This window comes from Longimicrobiales bacterium, from assembly GCA_029245345.1.
In the GTDB taxonomy this organism is placed as follows: domain Bacteria; phylum Gemmatimonadota; class Gemmatimonadetes; order Longimicrobiales; family Gaopeijiaceae; genus CALFPJ01.
This window is the reverse complement of record JAQWPM010000024.1, coordinates 189,341-209,216: the sequence shown is the minus strand read 5'-3', so window position 1 is coordinate 209,216 and position 19,876 is coordinate 189,341. Positions and strand designations below refer to the sequence as shown.

The window sequence follows — 19,876 nt, the reverse complement described above, 5'->3', positions numbered from 1 at the left end:
GGGAACGTTACAGGGTCAAGGATACCCGCGAAGGCAGAAGGTGGGAACCCAAAAAAACGGCCCCATTTGCGAATTCCATGAGGCCTCAACTTCCTCTAGCTTCCCCTATGCGTTTCGTCCACGTCGCCGACGTCCACCTAGACACGTCGTTCTCAGGCCGCTCACCGGCAGTCCGACGTCGATTGCGCGAAGCGTCGAGAGATGCGTTCCGCCGAGCTGTCGACCTCGCAATTCGTGAAGACGTCCACGCTCTTCTGATCGCAGGAGACCTCTTCGACGGCGATCGCCTTTCGTTCGAGACTGAGCGCTTCCTGCTCGACCAGGTTCACCGGCTCGAGGCACACCACATCACTGTGGTCTACGCCACCGGCAATCACGACCCTGGCTCACAAGCAACTGGGCCGCGACAACTCGACTGGCCGTCGAACGTCCACGTCGCCTTCGATGACACGCCCAAGCGCATTCGTATCGACGGGAGCGACGGCCTTCCCGTCGGATACGTGACCGCCATCGGCCATGAAACAGACCGCGAAACACGGGACCTGTCACGACTCATGCCGAGACCTGACGGCGAGCTCCCCGAGGTCGCCTTGTTGCACACCCAGGTGCACTCGACTCCTGGAGCCGAGGATCACCACGCCTATGCGCCGTCCGAACTCTCCTATTTGATTCGGGCCGGTTACGACTATTGGGCGCTGGGGCACGTACACATCCGACAGGAATTGTCCCTCGATCCACCCATCGTGTATGCCGGGAGCCTCATTGGGCGCAGGCACACTGACACCGGTGCGCGGGGCGCGCGGCTTGTCGACATGGGAGATCGAGACGCCGTTGCGCTGTCCTTCCGGCCGGTAGCACCGGTCCGATGGGACACGATCTCGGTCGATCATCTAGAAGATGCCACCTCCCTGGACCGTCTCGAGCGGCTCGTCGAAAGTGCGTGGCGTTCGGCACGGGACGCAGAGGCCAACGGGACCGCGGTCGAGTGGATGGTCCGGGTGCAGCTCGTGGGGCCGTGCCCATTGTGGCGAGACCTGTCTGCTCAGGAGAACGTTCGGATCCTCGAACACGAGCTGACGGACATGTTGGGTGTTCTCGACGTTTCGGTGATCGCGGATCGGGTCCACCCACTCGTTCCAGTGGAAGAGCATCGGGTTCGGGGAGACGTCCTGGGGGCGAGCTTACGCCTGGCCGAGGCTATCAGGCGCGGGGAAACGCGGCTGGACGAACTCGACCCCGCTGCACTCGCGGGTGTGGCCGGAGATGACCCGGCCTTGGTCGATGCCTATGTACGAGACCTGCTCACGGATACGGACGGAGAGCTCGCATCCCGGCTCTTGGGTTCGGAAGCGGACCGTTCGTGAAGATCGAACGGATACGCATCGACGCCTTTGGCCGCTTTTCGGATTTCGATTCTGGGGCGGAGCCTCTCCAGGGCCTCAACGTCGTCCTGGGCCCCAACGAGGCCGGGAAGTCGACCCTCTTCCACTTCCTGACCACCATGATGTACGGGTTCCAGCCAGCGTCACGCGAGGCCAATCCCTACTCCCCATGGGATGGTCTGGATGCAAGCGGGAGTCTCCGCATCAGCCTGGAGAGCAGCGGCTGCGCGGAGATTGAGCGCCAACTTCGCTCACAGCCGTCCGGAAAGATGACATTCGAGGGTACGACCGAAGAACTCCGCAATCGCGCGCTTCCTTGGGTGGAAGCCGTGCCTCGGTCCGTCTTCAGCCAGGTCTTCGCAGTCACACTTGGAGATTTGGCGGGCTTGGACGCCGAGACCTGGGCGGGCATCCAGGACCGTCTGCTCGGCGCAATGGGGGCGAGCGATATTCTTCCCGCACGCACCGTCGCTGGAGAGCTAGAGCACGAGGCCGGCGCGATTTGGCGCCCGCACCGACGAGGAAACCAACGGGTGCGGGATCTCCAGGAAGAGATCGGAAAACTCCGAATACGGCGCCGCGACGCGGCAGATCGCGACCGTGACGTCCGTCACCTCGTCGGTGACTTGGAGAGCAGTCGTGGTCGCCTTACTGAGGCGAAAGAGGAGCGCGAACGACAGCGGGTGGCTCTTGAACGAGTCGAGATCCTCACGCCGATTCGAGCGCGCCTGGTCAGGATCGACGAATTGCGTGCGGCGGCTGGGCCGATCGCGAGCGTGGAAGGACTGCCGGCATCGCCGGAAGACGAAGTCGCTTCAATGGACCGCGAGCTCGCTCGGCTGAATGAACAGCTCGAAGCCCTCCTCTCGGACTCGCCTTCTCTTCGCGACACCGACACTCCAGACGATGAAAACTCCCGTCGGGTACTTTCACGCGCTGAAGAGATCACGGCGCTCGGGGCGAAGGGTGCTGGGAGCCTTACAGACCGAGCACGCTCGGCATCGCTCGAACTGGACTTGCTCGAGATCGAAAGACAACTCGATCAGCATGCCGCAACGGTTCTCGAGGGACCATGGCGACAACTTCCAAGAGGGGCGCTCGCATCCCTTCCCATGGAGGACTTCAGACAAGCGGTCCGGGATCTACGGTCTGCCCGAGACAATCGGAGGATTCTAGAGGCCTCGGCCGGGCACTCCTCCGGTTCCACACCTCCAGGACCGTCGGGCCGGCTTGCGGTGGGCGCAGCAGTGCTCGGGGCCACCGGACTCATCGCCGGCTCCTTCCTGGACCTACCCGCGCTTGTGGCCGTCGGCGGCGGTGGGGTGGCACTCACGGCCACACTATGGTTCCAGGGACGCCAGAAGACGGCGGAGAGCGCCAATCCTGACGAAGCTGCGGAACGCGCAGTCGCGAACGAACGATCTGCAGGCGACCGAGCACGTGGCCTGATGCAGGAACTGCCCATCAGGGCCGAGCTTCTCGGCCAACCCGACGAGCTGCTGGTGGCAGGCCTGGACAAATTGCAGGGCCTGCTGCGCGACCACGAACGGCGCACCTCCGAACTCCGTGACACCACCAACCGTATACAGGCGCTCGAAACAGAGGCCCAGGCACTCGCAGCCAGCCTCGGGTTCGATTCGACGCTGACCTTGGATGTCTTACTGCAACTCTTCGAGAGCGAGGTCCGCAGGGCGGAGCGAGCTACCGAAGTCGCTTCCCAATCCGAACGCGAATTGGCTCGCCTAGGACGCGACCGCGGGCGTATGGAGGCGGACATTCAGGCGCTCGCACTCCGTCGGGAGACGCTGGTCGGACGGCTTACCGAGCTCGGCAAGGGTGACTTGCGACGAGGCTTTCAGGACGCCGAAGCAGCCCTGCAAGGACATCAGCGCGCGGACCAATTGGAGGCGGAACTCGAATCCGCTCACCCCGACTTGGACGCGATCAGGGACCGAATCATCGCGGCAGAATCGTCCAGCGAATCATGGACCGTTACAGACGACGATCTCGCTCGACGCAGAGTTGCGCTCCAACGTCTTGGGGATGAGATCGAGGACACAGCCGCCCGGGCCGAAGCGCTGGATCGGGATCTTGTCCACTCCCGCGGCCAAGAGACGGTAGACACCGTCGATGGTGAGATTGCCACACTCACCGACGAAGAGACCCGACAAGTACGTGAACGCGATCGCAAATGGGTTCTCGCGCAACTACTCCGAGAGGCGGACCGGAGCTTTCGTGAGGAACACCAGCCCGACCTCATTCGCCGTGCTGGCAAATATCTCAGCCACCTGACCGGCGGCCGGTATGACCGGATCTTGGTGGATGAAACAAGCACCGGGGACATCTTCCGAGTCACGGGGCCCGACCTACAGCAGCCCATGCCACTCACCCCGCCCATCTCCACAGGCACACTTGAGCAGGCGTACCTCTCACTGCGGCTCGCCATCGTGGATCACCTGGACAAGGGTGGCGAACGACTCCCGTTGTTCATCGATGAGGCCTTCGTCAACTGGGACCCCGAGCGACGTGACCGCGGCATGGCAGTTCTCACGAGCGTCTCTCGTACACGACAGGTTTTCGTCTTCACGTGTCACCCCAACGTCGCGTCTGCGCTCGGAAGCGCGGGGGCTCGTGTTCTCGAGCTCGATCGCGACTCGTGAACGGGTTCGAGCTCCCCCTCCACGTAGAAACCCACGGGCCTGACCCCGCAGCTGACATCGAAGTCGTCGTGTTGATTCACGGCTACGGTGGCTCTGCCTACAGTTGGCGATACTGGGTGCCCCACCTCGCGCGGCGAGCCCACGTCGTCCTCGTCGACCTGAAGGGATTCGGCTCCGCGCCAAAACCCGACGACGGTCAATACAGCCCCGAAGACCAGGCTGAGTTGGTGTACCGCATGATCGTTCAGCGGGACCTGAAGCGAGTGACCCTGATGGGTCATTCGCTCGGTGGAGGAGTAGCGCTCCTGACCGCGCTGCGCTTACTGGACGAAAAAAAGGATCGTCTTGCTCGGATGGTACTCGTCGCCGCAGCTGCTTATCCGCAACGTCTCCCGCCCTTCGTGACTCTCGCGCGTTACAGGCGGACGTGTCTCGCGGCCTTCCGGTTGCTGGGACCCACGCGGGTCATTCGCTGGGTTTTGCGATCGATCGTATTCGACGCGGACTCGATTACGGAGAGCCAGGTACAGGCCTACGCCGAGCCTCTCTACGAGGCGGATGCCCGTCGCGCGCTTATCGACGTGGCACTCCGAATCGTCCCGGAATCGATCGACGACATCATCCCGCGGTTCCGCGAGATCAAGGTGCCGGTCCTGCTATTATGGGGTGCGCATGACCGAGTGGTCCCCGTTTCCGTGGGGGAACGCCTCAAGGCCGAGCTCACCGATTCGAGGCTCCACATCTTCGGTTCCTGCGGACACCTCCCTCCCGAAGAGCTCCCACAAGACACGTGGGAGCTTACGGAGGCGTTCATGTGGGGACTCGACGATGAAAGCTCCCGAGAGGACCAGACAGTTGCATAGAGTCAGCAGACATGGGATCGTCCGAGTGCCTCCGCCTCCGCCGCTACCGTCGTGTAAATGATCAGCGCCCCCATACCGGAACGCCGCCCAGACGCGCTTAGAATTCTTCTGGTCGCGGGTACAGTGGAACTTGCCTTGCTCGCCACCTTGGGGTGGTGGGACGGAGCCACGTTCCCGTGGATGGGCCTCGTCTTGTTCGGAGGTGCTTTCCTTGCCTACGCCTATGCCGCAGGACACATCCTGGAGGCTGAGGGAGGGCACATGACGATCTGGGTCTTCGCGATCCTGATGCGTATCGCTCTGCTCCCCCTAATCCCTGAACTCTCAGAGGACGTGTACCGCTATCTGTGGGACGGCGAGGTCCAACTCGCTGGCATCAACCCATATCGCCACGCTCCGACAGCCTCTGAACTGGCGGGAATCCACACCGCCAACCAGGCATTGATCACGAACCCGGGCCTTCACACGATCTCTCCACCGTTCGCTCAGATCTTCTTTGCAGCAATCGCGGCGATAGGTGGGGCGATCTTCCAGGCGAAACTCCTATGGCTCGGCCTGGACCTCGGCACAGGTTGGCTTGTGGGCAGAGTGGCAATGATCACGGGCCGCAGCCGCAGGCTCACACAACTTCTCTATCTGTGGTCTCCTCTCCTGCTGGTTGAAGTCGCCTGGAACGCGAACCTCGCGCCCTTGGGCCTCTTTGCCTTGGTGCTCGTCGTGCTCCTCGCACGAGTCCCAGGAAGCGCCGGGGTGGCAACCGGACTGGCGAGTTTGACCGGACTTGTGCCATTGGCCGCTGCTCCGATACTCACGCGCCGACTGGGCTCGAAGTATGCCATCGGCCTTTTCGCAGGAACGGCGGTGATCGCCGCCCCCTACGCCATGGCAGGACGGGAGTACGCTCTCTCGTTATCGACCTTCATTCAGAGTTGGTCGTCCATGCGAGGTGGGTATGCGCTCTTCGAAGCCGCAATCCCGGGAACCCTCGGTCCCCGGTACGCGGTCGGCCTCATGCTCTTGGGGGTTATGGCTTGGTGCGTCCATCAGCGATATCGGCCAGAACGAGCGCTGCTTTGGATGATCGGAGCGTGTCTTATCCTGGCCCCCGGATTCGAACCGGCCTACGCACTCTGGATCCTACCCTTCGCGGCCCTGCGCGCGAACAAGACATGGCTCCTGTTCACTGGCGTCGCGTTCTTCGCTTACGCCGGCGTCAGCACATTCGAAGGTGTCATGGTGAACACCGAGCCTGTCTGGGCTCAATTGCTGCTGTGGACCCCATTCCTGATCCTGCTCACGCTAGACGCGGCGCGGTTGTGGCAGGAACGCGTGCCGCCGCCGAAACCGCGGTCCAACCCCGCCTAAGAAAACCGCGCGCCTCGATCTCGCCGTTCCGCGCGGCCGCCCCAATGTGCTCCGCGGCCCGGAAAGCGAGCGCCTGGATTGTCATCGTCGGCTGGCCCCAACCCAATGTCACCAGGCTACTGCCGTCGCCAAGAAAAAGGTTCGGCACGTCGTGTGCGCGACGGTACCGATCCACCACGGAACGTAGACACATCGTTGCCCATTCAGGCGGTACCGAGCAGATGAGCAGCGCTTGTGGACGGTGCCACCGGCGCCTTCGTGACCTTACTCGGCCACCGCGGCTTCGAGGAACGGGATACGATCTTGAATTCGCTCAGGTCGAGTCGCTCATCGCCGGGGAGGGTCGACCTGACATGACCGGCCTAGATCGCGTCCGACAGGGACGTAAACGTGAAGTCCCGCACCTTGAGCGGCGGCACCACAACCGAGTTGGTCAGCCCCGACGACTCACCAGACGAGATCCGAACCGGCTCACCCATCATCTCGATGTTGTTGAGCATGAAGATCGGGGACTCATTCCAACGGAAGTTCTTTACCGGATGACTGATTTCGCCGTTCTCGATGAGGAACGTCCCGTCGCGGGTCAGGCCCGTGTAGAGGATCGTCCTGGGGTCGACACCGCGGATGTACCAGAAGCGTGTGAGAAGCAGTCCGCGTTCGGTCGAGCGGATCATCTCGTCCACCGAGGAATTGCCACCGGCCATGTACCAGCCCGACGGGAACCCCGTAGGCTCCACACCCTGCCGGTCTGCCCAGTACCGAGAGTAGTTCAGGTTCTGGAGCTTGCCGTCCTCGACCCACGTCATGGGTTTGTTGGCCAGACCCTGACCGTCGAACGGAGTCGACAGAATCCGAGGATCCATAGGATCCGAGTGGATGTTCACACGGCTGTCCACAAACTGCTCACCTAGCTTCGTGCCGCCACCCGCCTTGCTGAAGAACGACCGTCCTTCGTCCGCGTTCCGGGCGCTCGTCTGATTCATCATCAGGTTGACCATATTGCCGACCGTGGTCGGCTCCATGACGACCGTCCACCGACCCGGCTCGACCGCACGTGGCTGACGCGAACGCATCGCCTTCTCAACCGCGACCGCACCCAGTGCGCGGGTATCGAGATCGTCGAAGTCGTGCGCGCTCGTCCCGGCCCAGCCAGAGCCCGTCCCGTCAGGCGTACGAACCGTCGTGGTGAAGTTCACGCGCGTGTTCGTGCCGTACGCGAAGAGGCCGTTGCTGGTAGCAACCGCGGTGCTCGCCGCTTGATGAATCAAGAAGCCAGTCGAGATCAGATTCCGAGAAGCCGCCTGCTCGGTGACTGCGGCGATCGCCTGCGCTCGCCGCTCTGGAGCGAGTTCGCCCGTCGACTCGAAGTAGGGCGCCGAATCTGGGTACGTCTGCTGGCTGAGCTCACCCATGTATTCCTCGTTCTCAGGAACGAGGCGAGCCAGCGCTTCACTCGTCTCCACGACCCGGCGCAGCGCGTCGTCCGTGAAGATGTTCGTAGTAGCAGAAGCCACCTTGGTGCCGAGCGCGCTCGAAATGGACAGCGTCGCGTTCGTCGCATCACCGGAGGTGCTCATCTGGTTCTGTGCGAAGCGCGTGTTACCGGTGTCCGAGCTGCTCAGATTCACCCGAGCCTGGTCGGCACTTGAGAACGAAAGCGCCCTCTCGGCAATCCGCTGGGCCTCTTCTCGTGAAATGAAGTTCGCCATGGGTCAAGCCCTCCGGCCGGTGTTGATGATCGTGATGTCACGGTGCCGCGTCGTCGGGCAACCGTGTGAAATCGAGTTCGACTGGGCTGGCTGGCCTTTCGCGTCGCCGAAGGCGCCCGCCATGAGATACGTGCTCTCGCCACCAATCAGGTCCATCGCGTTCCAGAATTCTGGTGTACGGATCTGATACGCGACGTCCTTCAGCATACCCGTGATCTCACCGTTCTTGATCTCGTAGTACGTCTGGCCGCCGAACTGAGCGTTGTAGCGCTGCTGGTCGATGGAGAACGAGCCGCTGCCGTCAATGAGAATGCCGTTCTCGACCCCGTCGATGAGCTCTTCTTCGGAGACGTCGCGTTCCGGATGCGGCATCAGGTTCACATTCGGCATGCGCTGGAACTGGGTCACTTCCCACGACTGACCGTACGAGTTTCCGTGGGACCGCATGGGCTTGCCCTGCGATGCATACCAGTCGGAGAGCCACGGAGCCTGCTCCCTTGTGGTCTGCAGGTCGTTCAGGATTCCATCCTTCACGATCAGGTATTCCTCGGGCTTCACGCCTTCGTCGTCCCAACCCACCGTGGACAGTGCCCCAGGTGTGCTGCGCTCCCCCTGGATGTTCATGATGTCCGGGCCATATCGGAACGAACCCAGGAAGTCTTCTGGGTTGGAAATGAACGACGTGCCCGCGTAGTTCGCTTCGAAGCCCATGATCCGATCCAACTCGGTCGGGTGCGCAATCGCTTCGTGGATGGTCAGCCACAGGTGCGACGGCCGCAGCACGAGGTCGTACCGACCCGGCTGAACCGGCGTGGCAGACAGCTTCTGTACCGCGTCCTCGGCCCAGCGCGGCGCGTTCCCCACGAGGTCCGAGGCGAGGATATGCTCGTAGCCCACGCCCTTGGGCATCACGTCCGTGCTGCTGCGAGACTGGAAGTCCGACCGGTCCGCTGAGACTGCCGTGGTGTTCACACCACCCGCAGCCTTGTAGATGGTCTGATCGGTAATCACACCTTCAGTCGATGCGAAGAACTTCTCTTCGCGCAGGAACGACATGTTCGAGCTGGCGAAGGCGATGCCTGAAACAGACATGGCCGCCTGATTGGCCTCGAGCAGTAGCGCGACCTTGTCTTCGATGGGGATGTCGAATGGCTCGATCTCAACCGGACTGCGCCACTCACCACGGCCGGTCCAGTCCAGCGGGGCGAGTTCGACCGGACGGCGCTGCGCCGCACGGTTCGCTCGAGCCTGAGCGACGGCGACCTGGGCTACTCGAGCCACTTCGTCCGTACTGACGTCGCGAGAAGCGGCGAAGCCCCACGTCCCGTCCACGAGCACACGGATGCCGAAGCCTGACGTCTCGGAGTCCCTCACGCCGGTCACGATGGCCTCGCGCGTACTCATGCGCTGGGTGCGATTCGTAGAGATGCGGATGTCGGCGTAGTCGGCCCCAGCCATCTGCGCTGCATTGAGCGCGGCCATGGCCATGGCTTCACGATCCTGCGCGATGCCTGCCCCGAACGTCGACGCCGAGAGCACGCCGTGCCTGAGGTCGCTGTTCCCGACGAGCCCCAGACCCGCGGCGGCTACCGCTGAGTGCCGAACGAATTCCCTGCGTTTCATGACCCCTCCCAAGTGTTTCTCGACCGGCGGTCCGGTCCGGACGCGGCGAGCAATGTGCCGCGCCGCCGCCGAGCCAGCAACGGTTCCGGCTCGCACTCGCTCGGGCTCATCTTGAACGCTCTAGCAGAGCGCCGTCCGTGCCCCGGAGACCGTCACCCACTCCGGGCCGTATTGATCACCGTCACGTCCCGGAAGCGCGTGGCCGGGCAGCCATGGGACACCGCGTTCGCCTGCCCTGGCTGACCCTTCCCGTCACCAAAGGTCCCGCCCAGCTGGTACGTGCTCGGCCCACCGATCTGGTCCATCGAGTTCCAGAACTCCGGCGTGCGGATCTGATACGAGACGTCTTTGAGCATGCCCTCGACTTTGCCATCGCGGATCTCGTAGAACACCTGACCGCCGAATTGCGCGTTGTAGCGCTGTTGATCGATCGAATACGACCCACGGCCTTCGATCATGATGCCCTTGTCGACCTCGCCGATCAGCTCATCGAGAGACACGTCCCGTTCCTGATTCGGCATGAGGTTCGTGTTCGGCATACGCTGGAATTGCACGTCGGCCCACGACTGCGAATACGAGTTGCCGTGTGAGCGCACCTCGCGTCCCTGGGACCGATACCAGTCGGCGAGCCACGGCGCCTGCTCACGGGTGGTCTGTAAATCGTTCAGCAGGCCGTCCTTCACAATGAAGTACTCCTCCGGCCGCACGCCTTCATCGTCCCAACCCACTGTGGCGAGTCCGCCGGGTGCAGATCGTTCACCTTGGATCTGCATGAATTCCGGGCCGTAGCGGAAGGATCCCAGGTAGTCCTCCACCGGATAGATGAACGACGTCCCTGCGTAGTTCGCTTCAAACCCCTGGATGCGATCGAGCTCCGTGGGGTGAGCGATCGACTCGTGTAGCGTCAGAAACAGGTGACTCGGGAGAAGGACTAGGTCCCACTTCCCTGGGTCGACCGACTTGGCGGACAGCTTCTGAACGGCCTCCTCGGCCCACAGCGAGGCATTCCCTACCAGATCCGCGTCGCGGACGTATTCATACCCGAGACCCATCGGCTGAAGTGGTGTGGACTGGCGCGACTGGAAGTCACCGCCATCGCCCACCGCTGAGACCGTGAGCACCGGCCAGCAACGATAGATTGTCTGGTTCGTGATGATGCCGTCGGTAGAGGCAAAGAACTTCTCCTCCCGGATGAAGCTCATGCGAGACGAAGCAAAGCCGGCGCCAGGCACCTGCGTGGCCGCCGCGTTGGCACGCAGGAGGAGGTCCACCTTGTCTTCGATCGATACCGAAAAGGGATCGATCTCGATGGGGCTCCTCCACTCTCCTTCTTCAGCCGGACCAATCGAGGCCAACTCGACCGGACGCCGCTGCGCCGCCCGATTCGCCCGCGCCTGGGCTACGGCCTTCCGCGCCGTCTCCTCCGCAGCATCGTTCGTCTGGATCCTCGTCGCGGCGAAGCCCCACGTGCCATCGACGAGGACGCGCACACCCACACCGGACGTCTCACTGTCGGAGAGACCCGTCACGAGTTGCTCCCGTGTGCTGACGTTCTGGCTGCGGTTCGTGCTCACCCGGACATCTGCGTAACTGGCTCCAGCGCGCGTTGCTGCATCTAGGGCAGCACTAGCGATGTCTCTGTTGTATGGGTCGCCGACGCTTGGCCGAACCCAACCATGGAGCGCTCTTGGAGCGAGAGCGATCCCCGCTGCAGCTGCGCTTCCGGTAACAATGAAGTCTCTGCGTTTCATGTCGCTTCCTGGTCTGGTCCTCGATCCGGCCGGAAGGCGATTGTGGAGCGCGGTGGGACGAGCGGCAAGCCCGTGCCTCCTAAGACAGCCCCTCCATGCGCCGGACGGCCCACCCAAGAAGGGCGACGGCCGAGAGCAAGAGAAAAACCGGAAGTCGCCATGGCGTCGATCCGCCAATGGTCGGCCCGGTCACATCATCGAGACCCGAGCGCCCCAATATTACGATTTCTCCACCGGCGCCCCCCATTTCGAGAGCCGCATCGACCCAAGAACTTCGCCCCGTAGCCGACACTGTCCTGAGCCCGGCGTCGAGGCCTCCTCCGAACGTAAAAGTGCCAACGCTCGTGGGGACGAACCGCATGACACCCACAGAGTCGGAGCCGCGCACGACTTCTAGTCGGCCTACCGGGGGGCCGCGTTCCGCTGAGACCGTAACGGTGTCTGGAACCTCCCCGTCGATCCTTCCCGCCCAGGCCCCATGCGGGACAGAGGCCGGACCTGAGACATATCGGTCACCACGAATCCCACTCGCCAGCCATTCGACCACGGACTCCCAGTACGCCGCGTGCTCGGCGCCCAAACCAGCCTCGAGAACAAAGGGCCACGTCTCGACACCTGACCGGAAGATTCTCCCTCTACCGAGCCACTCGACCGTGGACAGCGTGGCTTCTGGCTCACCAACCAGGAACGCCACAGCCTCGGTGCCCGCTGTCAACGGAGTCGTCCTTACAACCAGCTTGAGATCTGTACTCGGGAGGGGGACGATTTCGGCAGGTCCGCTCCACACAAGATCGTCCGCTCCGGCGACTCGTTGGGTGACAGACCCACCATCAGCCAGGCTTTCTTCGATGATCAGGAGGCCGCCACCAAAGTCCTTCACCCATCGACGCACCAGTTCCGTGGACATTCCAGGCACGGACCCAACGAGGACGAGCACATCAAAGTCCGCCAACTCCGCTAGGGTCGTGGGGACCACCGCGTCTTCCGAGCCCAACGATAGGCCCCGGCCGATGTCGGACCATGTGGCGACATGCCCCCCGCCCGCCTCGAGAGCTCGCAATACGGCTCGCATTTCCCAGCTTGGTGATCCGGACAGAACGAGAGACGCAACGGGCGATTCCGGCCGGGTCCAGGACGCCGCGGCGACGGAGTCCGCGCCCATCGTAACGATCCACTGGTTCGGTCCCGCGCGGCTGGGCTCGATGGCAACTGTGGCGACCACAACACCTTCGTCTCCGATACTGACGGTGACCGTGTCACCTACCCCGGAACCATCGCGGACAATCACCGGCACATCTGTGCCCCCAGGCGCTCGCACGGTGAGCGTGAGCGCACTCCTCCGCTTGGCGATCGTGACCACCGGGACAGTCACTTCGAGCGCTGGAGGGACGCCTGGCACCACGAGACTCACGGCGCGGCCCCGAGCAGCGGCACCGCGCAGAAGACGGCTCACTCCATGGGAAGGAGGGATCGAGTCGGCGAAAACGATGCCCGCGGCGGGACGGCTAGCGAGCGCGGTCGCGAGCTCCGCGACCGAGGCCGCAGCCGTCACACGGACGACCTCCTCACCCGACCGCTCGTCGCCCACACCCCATACCAGCAAGGCTAGGAGTCCGACGCCCAGCGTCGCACGCGCACTCTGCCACACGACGCTCACGACTCCGCGACCCGGGCAGTCATCGAGAAAGTACGTACATCAGGATGTTCACCCCAAAGCGCGTGTTGTCGACGGCGAGGAAGCGTTTGTTGTCCGAGTGATAACTCCACTCCGACGAGTAATCCTTGTTGGAATAGAGCACGCCAATGCGGCCATCGACCTCGACCTGAAAGAGCTCACGGTGGATCAGGCCATCGCCCCAGCCGCTGAGTTCATGGCCGGTGATCGGCGGGCCATCCTCGAACTCAAAAAAAGTCGAATACAACTCATGCTCAGCGGGAATGGGTTTCAGATTGTCGGCTCCGAACAGGCGACCAATCTCCTCGACAACAGATCTGTTGAAGGCACCGTCGATGTCGTGGTTGTGATCATCGATGAACAACAGTCCACCACGCGTCACGAAGTCGACGAGGTTGCGACCCTCGGCCTCGCTGAAGAAGACCGGGAGGTGACCGGTCAAGTAGAGGAACGGGTACTGGAAGACTTCCGGAGCAGCCAAGTCGACGATGACCCCTTCGGGGGCCACCGCAACATCCGTGTACTGGGCGAGAGAGTGGATCAGATTAGCCGGAACCAGAGGCGCCGAGTCCCAATCTCCCGACGCATACTGCACGGTGGCGAACACGAACGGTTCGGACTGCGTCAGCGAGTCCTCTTCCAACCGGAACGAGCCGCCCTCACGCCGGACGTACCGCGCAGCCGCGAACGACCTCGGTGGGCCACCTCCCATCGTGCTCATGCGGGACGGCGTGGAGCGAAGCAGGCGCAACGCCCCCAGTAGGTGCGTGCGCACTCCGACGCCGTCTCCTACGTCTGCCCTGCCTGCCGCAGCTACCAGAGCCTCGCTCGCCGCCCTGCCACCATTACCCTCGAGCAGATCCAGTGCGAGACCGGAGATCGCCAGCGAAGCCATACGTCCCACGGACGGCTCGGGAGCGGCGAGTAGTGCGTCGATCTCCCCAATGACGTTCCCAGCCACCATCGGATCACGCTCGACGACTGCACGAGCCCCCGGCACGACATCATCTACATCCCCTGATCCACGTACCGCCGGTACATCGATCGGGGCTACAGCCACCCTGCCCCGTGCAAAGATCCTCTCCGACTCACGCAAACGTTGGAGCTCATCGAGCGCGAGGTTCTGCGGCACCAGTGACGGACCGAGAAGCGCACCCCGGAGGTCGCGCTCCGCGTCCCACATGTAGTTGTACACGGTGAGAAGCGACCGGTTGATCGCTACGATGGGATCGGAGTCGTGTTCGTGCGCCGGGATATCGACGTTCGCAATGGTAGCGATCCCCGTCACCGGATCGATTACGGGTCCCTGGGCGGCCGCCTGCTCGAGCTGATCCAGGAAGACCTCGGGCTCACCGTCCTCAAAGTCGAGATGAGCCTCCGGGTCCTGCATGGCTCCAGTGGCTCGGCTGAAGATCTGCTCCCCGATGCGCGCGCGCAGGCGCGCCTGTTCGTCCGCGATGTCCGCAGAGGCGTCCCGCAACTCCGGCGCGTCCATCTCCGCCGAGCCATCCCTCAGCTCCTCAGTCAGCAAGATGATCATGCGCTGACTCAAGAGCGGCTCTCTCTCCCGGTCGATCGGAAATCCGATGAGCGTCGTCACGTCGGAGAGATCGTCGTCCTTAGAGACCCGAATCTGCCGGGTCTCTGACACGCCGACTCCGGGGCCTGTCACGTCATTTCCGTCCGTGGTCATCGCACGGACATGGATCACGTCGCCTGCTTCAAGGCCGAGCGTGTCGAGCAACAGCGTAAGCACCCCCGAAGCCCTTCGATCCGCACGCTCCACGGAATCCCAAGGCCACTCGCCTTCGGAGAAATCGAACGACTCCCCACTGCCCCGTGACAACACCCAGTGCAGCGTCAAGCTCTCCACGCCAAAGTCGTCGATCGCTTCCGCTCGGATCGGGATCCGGCCCGAGGCAGTCGCGAGAACCAAGTCTTCGCCCGGAGCGGACAGGGCCACGGTAGGGGCTCGGTCCCGAACAAGCCGGAGCGGCAACACCTTCTGTTCGAGCAGCCCTGCAGGGCCCGTGAGCGACAAGGCGAGGCCGCGATCGTCGAGTCCCACGGTCCAATCAACCTCCCACCCATCGACGGTGATACGGTGATCCAGCGACTCTCCACCCACGACCGTGGCGCTCAACTCCGCAGGTGACGTCCGGCCATTCCCGCGGACTTCGACGACCGATCCTGGCAGCGCTGTGAGTGGAGTGGAGGCATCGCCTTCTACCACCGATAAGCCGGAATACGATGGTGGCCGGACCGTGTAGGAGACTGCCCCGACCGCAGGGGCCGTCGTCGTCGGCGCGGCCATAACACGAGCACCGGCAGCGATTCCAACGTCGCCAGACGCCCCTGGGCTCAGCCATCGCTCGGCCAAATACGTGGTTCCACCACCCGCTGAAAGGATCCCAATGGTCATCACCCACGCCGCCAGGCTGGCCATCCAAAGTGCACCCTCTCGGTAGGACACCACCCTGCGTGGTTCGATCGAGCCCGCTACCGCCTGAGCGCGCGACCGAAAGGCGTCCGCGACAGGGCCTGAAGTATTCGGGGCTAAATAGGTCGCCACCAGGCCCTGGCTCTCCACGCGTTGGTCGATCAGGGAGGCGAGCTTGCCTGGCCGCGTACGGCTTCCGATTCGGAACAGGAGCAGAATAGGGAGACCCGCCAACGCCGGCACCCAACGAAGCACCCGCCGGCTCTCCCCAGGCAGCGTCAACAAAACGTCCGCCAGGAGCAGCACCAGCACCGTTGCACCAACCGCCAACGTCACCACAGCGCCGGTCTTCATCACCTCGCGCACCACGACCCGGCGACGCACCTCTGCCAGAAGAACCGCCACGGGATCAGTTGCGGCGAGCCTCATGACATCCGCCTTGATCTCGTCATGGCTAACTCACCGCCGAGGAGGACGAGTGCCAGAGCAACCCACCATTTCGATAGAGGCACTCCCTGGTCCGCAGCGAGTCCCGCAACGTCGACCACATCGGGCAAGTCGTCTCGTTGCAGTGAAGCGATCGCGCCCCGTCCAAGCCGAGCGTTCGGGACGTCTCGGTCCGAGCACCCACCCGTGAGCCGACGAAGCAGCTCGGGGTAGTTGGAACTCCCATGGAGAGCCCCGTCAGCGACCGAGACAGACAAGTAGACGACGCAACCCGCACCTGTCGAGACAGCCGCCGCCGCCGGGGTCGCGTCCGCGAAGACGGCGACAACCGCGGCACCCTCTGCCGGTGTCCCGCCGAAGCTCTCGACACCGCTCGCAAAACCGGGCTCGCCGGGCACGACGAGTCCCTGTCGACGACTTTTCGGCGTTGCATCGCCAACCCACGGCACACCCGCCGCGCCCTCCGGAAGCCTCCCAGAAATCACGACGATCTCTCCACTGCGAGCCCGCTCCAGCAGAGCACCCAGCTCAGTTGAGGAGATCCCGTCTCCGAAGACCCAATCCCCGGGCCGTGGGGGGGCTTCTCGAACAGGTCCGACAGGCACCCCCAAAGCGCCGAGCGCCAACTCGAGGGTATCCGCGGCCAGGCCGACGACACTCGCACGCCGTCCACGCGTCGGATCACTCCCCGCACTTGGAGCAGACCCACCGGCTCGCGCAGATGGGACTGCATGGATGGGAAGTCGTCCCGGCCAAATCGCGGGCCGCATGAGCCCGACCCCATCATTCCACGAACTCCAAGTCGGAACCAGCACCCACTCGGCCCGAACAATACTGAAGCGTGTATCGGCCAAGACCACCTCTCGAAGCGCTCTGAGACCGTCCTCGGCGGTCGCCGCTTCTGTTCCTCTTTCGAGCGAGCCGAGGGAAGCAATGTCAACCTCGCGAGCACCGTCTTCCAACCCATAAGCAACAACTACAGACTCCGCTCCGTTCGCACCCGCGGTGGCCTCAGCGACAAGGGAAATCGCGGAGTCCCAGTCGAGACCAGAACCGGCCCCCGCATCGAGCAATACGACGTGTCCTTCCCCGCTCCGCCCGGGAGTCCACACCATTCCTGCGAATGCCGCAGCAAGGCACAACACCAGTCCCATGCGGAGCATCATGAGCGGCACATCGGTCGGACGGGACTGAAGCCGCAGCAGTGTACGAGCGTCCTCTTTGAGGAAGCGGGCAGTGGGGAGAGCCTCCCTTGCCGGAGGCCGCCTCGCGAGAAGATGGAGCGCCCCGACGACCCCGGCCAAACCCGCACCGGCCAGGAGAAAGCCCGGGAGCAAGACGCTGATCACGACGCCCGGGCCTCTCGCCGCGCCCGCGCCATGAGCCAGCCGCCCAGCGCAGTCACCAACGGCATGTCCGTGGTGAGGGGCAGGTACTCAGCGCCTTGTTCTTCCAGGCCCCGCTGCAAGCGGTCGTAGTACTCAGCCACACGGCCGCGGAATCCGGGGTCCTTGCCCGGCACCGCGTCCACAACTCGGTGGGGCACCTCCGGGTCGAAATACCGGGCTGCATGTCCTTCCACTTCGCCGAGTTCCAAGCGCGAAGCGACTCGAATCACGATGACTTCATCACCACGCGCTCTGAGTCTCGCCACGGCGGCCAGAAACTCCTCACCATCGTCCGCGAAAAGGCAGTCCGAAATCAATACGACGCGACCCCGCCTCCGGAGCGCATCGCCGACTTCATCGAGCGCCTGAGATGGGGCTCCAGCCCCGTGAGCCTCAATCCTTTCCAGACCGACCAATAGGTCGTGCAAATGACCCGGCCGGTTCCTGGGCGGAAGGTGGAACGCAGTATCGGCACCAAAGGAGGCCAATCCCGGTGCGTCACCCGCCCGCAGCATCACATGTGCGAGCGCCGCCGCCACGAACTGACTGTACCGTAGCTTGCTGACCGCACCGTCCCCGACAAACCCCATCGACTCAGATGCGTCGATGACGAAGAAACCCTGGAGGTTCGAGTCTTCCTGAAAGAGCCGTACGTAGAGTCGATCGGTGCGCGCGAAGAGTCTCCAATCCAACCGACGGACGTCGTCACCTTGCTGATAAGCCCGATGCCTAGAGAAGTCCTCGCCTGAGCCCACAAAAGGCGACCGATGCGCACCACTGATGAAGCCCCGCACGATGGTCTTCGCGACGAGGTCGAGACTGCCTAGGCGTTCGAGCACCTCCGGAGGGAGTAGGTCACTCGCTTCACCACTGGTCGGACGTGCAGCGCCTCTCATGGCATGACCTGCCGGCCGTCTACGAACGCTCGCTGGCGAGCGGAGTCACACCGTCCAACAACGCCCGAACGACTTCATCGGGCGTACGCCCTTCTGCTTCTGCTTGGAAGTTCACCAAAATGCGGTGCCGCAGAACAGCCGGAGCGACCCGCGCCAGATCTTCCGACGAGACGTGCAGCCGTCCACGCATCAACGCTGAAGCCTTCGCGCACAGGACCAAGGACTGGCCCGCCCTTGGGCCAGCACCCCATCTCACCCACCGATTCGTGATGTCGAGCGCTTCGGGCCTCCCAGGCCTCGAACTCCGAACCAGACGTGCGGTGTATTCGAGGATTTCATCGGACACGGCGATCTCCCGCACCAATCCCTGTAACTCGAGCACCTCGGCACCATTGAGCACCGGTGCAACCTCACCGACTTGTCTGCCGGTCGTGCTCCGTAGGACCTCGACCTCCTCCACGCCATCCGGATAGTCCATGCTGATCTTCAGCATGAAACGATCGAGTTGGGCCTCCGGAAGTGGGTACGTCCCCTCCTGCTCGATCGGGTTCTGGGTGGCGAGTACAAAGAATGGCCGTGGGAGTTCGAGAACTTCACCCCCCGCCGTCACGTGCCCTTCCTGCATCGCCTCGAGGAGCGCAGCCTGCGTCTTGGGCGGCGCGCGGTTGATCTCGTCCGCGAGCAGCACCTGAGTAAAGACTGGCCCCTGGATGAACCGGGCCGTCCTCCGTCCCGTCGCACGATCTTCCTCGATCACCTCCGTGCCTGTGATGTCACCAGGCATGAGGTCCGGTGTGAACTGCACTCGACTGAAGTCGAGGTCGAGGGCGTCGGCAAGCGTGTGGATGAGCATCGTTTTCGCTAGACCCGGGACCCCCTCCAGCAGTCCATGCCCGCCAGTCAGAAGGCAGAAGAGGACCTCTTCCACGGCCTCACTCTGACCTACGACACGTTTCGCGATCTCTCCACGAAGCGCCTCGAGGCGCCCGGTGAGATGGCTTATCCGATTTTCGACCGTTTCGATCGTCGAAGGCTCCACCCGTACTCCCTCTTCATGCTGCCCAGTGCGTTGAACGACCTAGTCTAGTAGGCCTACGGCGACCTGACGATCACCTAGTGAAATTCTTCACCAGGCTTCGGGTCAGATCGCGCACTGCCGCTCCGGCGCACCAAATTCGAATTGATGGACCGGAAGTCCGCTCGGTAGCGAAGTCGGGATGAGAGAACGCAAACGATCCGGGTGGGCATCTGGGTCGGTTAGCGAGACCCGCACGAACGCCATGATCTGTGCGATCTCCACCTCGGAGAGGATGTGCGGATTTAGGATCAATAGCTGGGCTCGATCCAACATGTCGGCGTAGGGCCCAACCGGGCCCTGGAGACCCGGGCCCAGTGCATCCGTCGTGTACCTCTCCAACATGTTGCGCACGTCGAGATGGTGACGAACCGCGTCTTCTAGGCAGACGTACGCACCATTGTGCATGAACGTCGGCTGGAAGGCCACGTTCCGGAGCGGTGTAGTGCGGAACTTGTACCGGTCGACGTTCCTTCCGGTGTGCTGCTCGACGCCATAGTCCTCGTTCCCGGCGCCGTCGAACGGTTTGTTCCCAAACACCGGCGTGACCTGGGGCACCGCGAGGACATGGCCCTCGAAGTCGCTGAACATCTGATTGGCGA

At 63.2% G+C, this 19,876-nt stretch carries 13 protein-coding genes; 4 read left to right on the top strand and 9 right to left on the bottom strand.

The annotated features are described in order from the left end of the window. Positions 1–107: 107 nt before the first annotated feature. The 4 genes from P8L30_15995 to P8L30_15980 are packed head-to-tail and all read left to right on the top strand — an operon-like array spanning position 108 to position 6,270. Entirely contained in the window at positions 108–1,364 is a 1,257-nt protein-coding gene (locus P8L30_15995; protein ID MDG2241710.1) for a DNA repair exonuclease, read from the top strand. Continuing rightward, a complete protein-coding gene (locus tag P8L30_15990; protein ID MDG2241709.1) occupies positions 1,361–4,042 on the top strand; it encodes an AAA family ATPase in 2,682 nt (893 codons plus the stop codon). Before P8L30_15995 ends, P8L30_15990 begins: the two co-directional genes overlap by 4 nt. Beyond that, positions 4,039–4,905: an alpha/beta hydrolase gene (locus P8L30_15985; protein ID MDG2241708.1), complete on the top strand. Its 867-nt coding sequence runs from the start codon at positions 4,039–4,041 to the stop codon at positions 4,903–4,905. The genes P8L30_15990 and P8L30_15985 overlap by 4 nt, the downstream gene beginning before the upstream one ends. A 57-nt stretch (positions 4,906–4,962) precedes the next feature. Continuing rightward, positions 4,963–6,270 (top strand): hypothetical protein, encoded by a 1,308-nt coding sequence (locus P8L30_15980; protein MDG2241707.1) that lies wholly within the window; start codon positions 4,963–4,965, stop codon positions 6,268–6,270. A gap of 362 nt (positions 6,271–6,632) precedes the next feature. On the opposite strand, the gene P8L30_15975 is transcribed toward P8L30_15980, so the two are convergent. The 9 genes from P8L30_15975 to P8L30_15935 all read right to left on the bottom strand — a co-directional run bounded on the left by P8L30_15975 (position 6,633) and on the right by P8L30_15935 (position 19,865). Next, a complete protein-coding gene (locus tag P8L30_15975) occupies positions 6,633–7,979 on the bottom strand; it encodes a TldD/PmbA family protein (GenBank protein ID MDG2241706.1) in 1,347 nt (448 codons plus the stop codon). Positions 7,980–7,982: 3 nt separating this feature from the next. Continuing rightward, the gene (locus P8L30_15970) at positions 7,983–9,602 is read right to left on the bottom strand and encodes a TldD/PmbA family protein (GenBank protein ID MDG2241705.1); all 1,620 of its coding nucleotides are present in this window, start codon (positions 9,600–9,602) and stop codon (positions 7,983–7,985) included. Positions 9,603–9,754: 152 nt separating this feature from the next. Then, entirely contained in the window at positions 9,755–11,353 is a 1,599-nt protein-coding gene (locus P8L30_15965; GenBank protein MDG2241704.1) for a TldD/PmbA family protein, read from the bottom strand. A 79-nt stretch (positions 11,354–11,432) separates the two neighbouring features. Beyond that, positions 11,433–13,010, bottom strand: a complete 1,578-nt coding sequence (locus tag P8L30_15960; protein MDG2241703.1) for a hypothetical protein — start codon at positions 13,008–13,010, stop codon at positions 11,433–11,435. 19 nt (positions 13,011–13,029) lie between these two features. After that, positions 13,030–15,897 carry a DUF4159 domain-containing protein gene (locus P8L30_15955; protein MDG2241702.1) on the bottom strand — a complete coding sequence of 956 codons (2,868 nt, stop codon included), beginning with the start codon at positions 15,895–15,897 and terminating at the stop codon, positions 13,030–13,032. Next, the gene (locus P8L30_15950; protein MDG2241701.1) at positions 15,894–17,264 is read right to left on the bottom strand and encodes a BatA domain-containing protein; all 1,371 of its coding nucleotides are present in this window, start codon (positions 17,262–17,264) and stop codon (positions 15,894–15,896) included. The genes P8L30_15955 and P8L30_15950 overlap by 4 nt, the downstream gene beginning before the upstream one ends. Next, positions 17,261–18,199 carry a DUF58 domain-containing protein gene (locus P8L30_15945; GenBank protein ID MDG2241700.1) on the bottom strand — a complete coding sequence of 313 codons (939 nt, stop codon included), beginning with the start codon at positions 18,197–18,199 and terminating at the stop codon, positions 17,261–17,263. The genes P8L30_15950 and P8L30_15945 overlap by 4 nt, the downstream gene beginning before the upstream one ends. Before the next feature lie 19 nt (positions 18,200–18,218). Further along, on the bottom strand, positions 18,219–19,238 hold the full coding sequence (locus P8L30_15940; GenBank protein ID MDG2241699.1) for a MoxR family ATPase: 1,020 nt from the start codon (positions 19,236–19,238) through the stop codon (positions 18,219–18,221). A gap of 102 nt (positions 19,239–19,340) precedes the next feature. Then, positions 19,341–19,865, bottom strand: a complete 525-nt coding sequence (locus P8L30_15935) for a hypothetical protein (protein ID MDG2241698.1) — start codon at positions 19,863–19,865, stop codon at positions 19,341–19,343. Positions 19,866–19,876 lie beyond the last annotated feature (11 nt).

Coding starts and splice junctions, on each gene's coding strand:
- P8L30_15995 (MDG2241710.1), top strand. CDS start 108: ATGCGTTTCGTCCACGTCGCCGACGTCCACCTAGACACGTCGTTCTCA.
- P8L30_15980 (MDG2241707.1), top strand. CDS start 4,963: ATGATCAGCGCCCCCATACCGGAACGCCGCCCAGACGCGCTTAGAATT.
- P8L30_15975 (MDG2241706.1), bottom strand. CDS start 7,979: ATGGCGAACTTCATTTCACGAGAAGAGGCCCAGCGGATTGCCGAGAGG.
- P8L30_15970 (MDG2241705.1), bottom strand. CDS start 9,602: ATGAAACGCAGGGAATTCGTTCGGCACTCAGCGGTAGCCGCCGCGGGT.
- P8L30_15965 (MDG2241704.1), bottom strand. CDS start 11,353: ATGAAACGCAGAGACTTCATTGTTACCGGAAGCGCAGCTGCAGCGGGG.
- P8L30_15955 (MDG2241702.1), bottom strand. CDS start 15,897: ATGAGGCTCGCCGCAACTGATCCCGTGGCGGTTCTTCTGGCAGAGGTG.
- P8L30_15945 (MDG2241700.1), bottom strand. CDS start 18,199: ATGAGAGGCGCTGCACGTCCGACCAGTGGTGAAGCGAGTGACCTACTC.
- P8L30_15935 (MDG2241698.1), bottom strand. CDS start 19,865: ATGTTCAGCGACTTCGAGGGCCATGTCCTCGCGGTGCCCCAGGTCACG.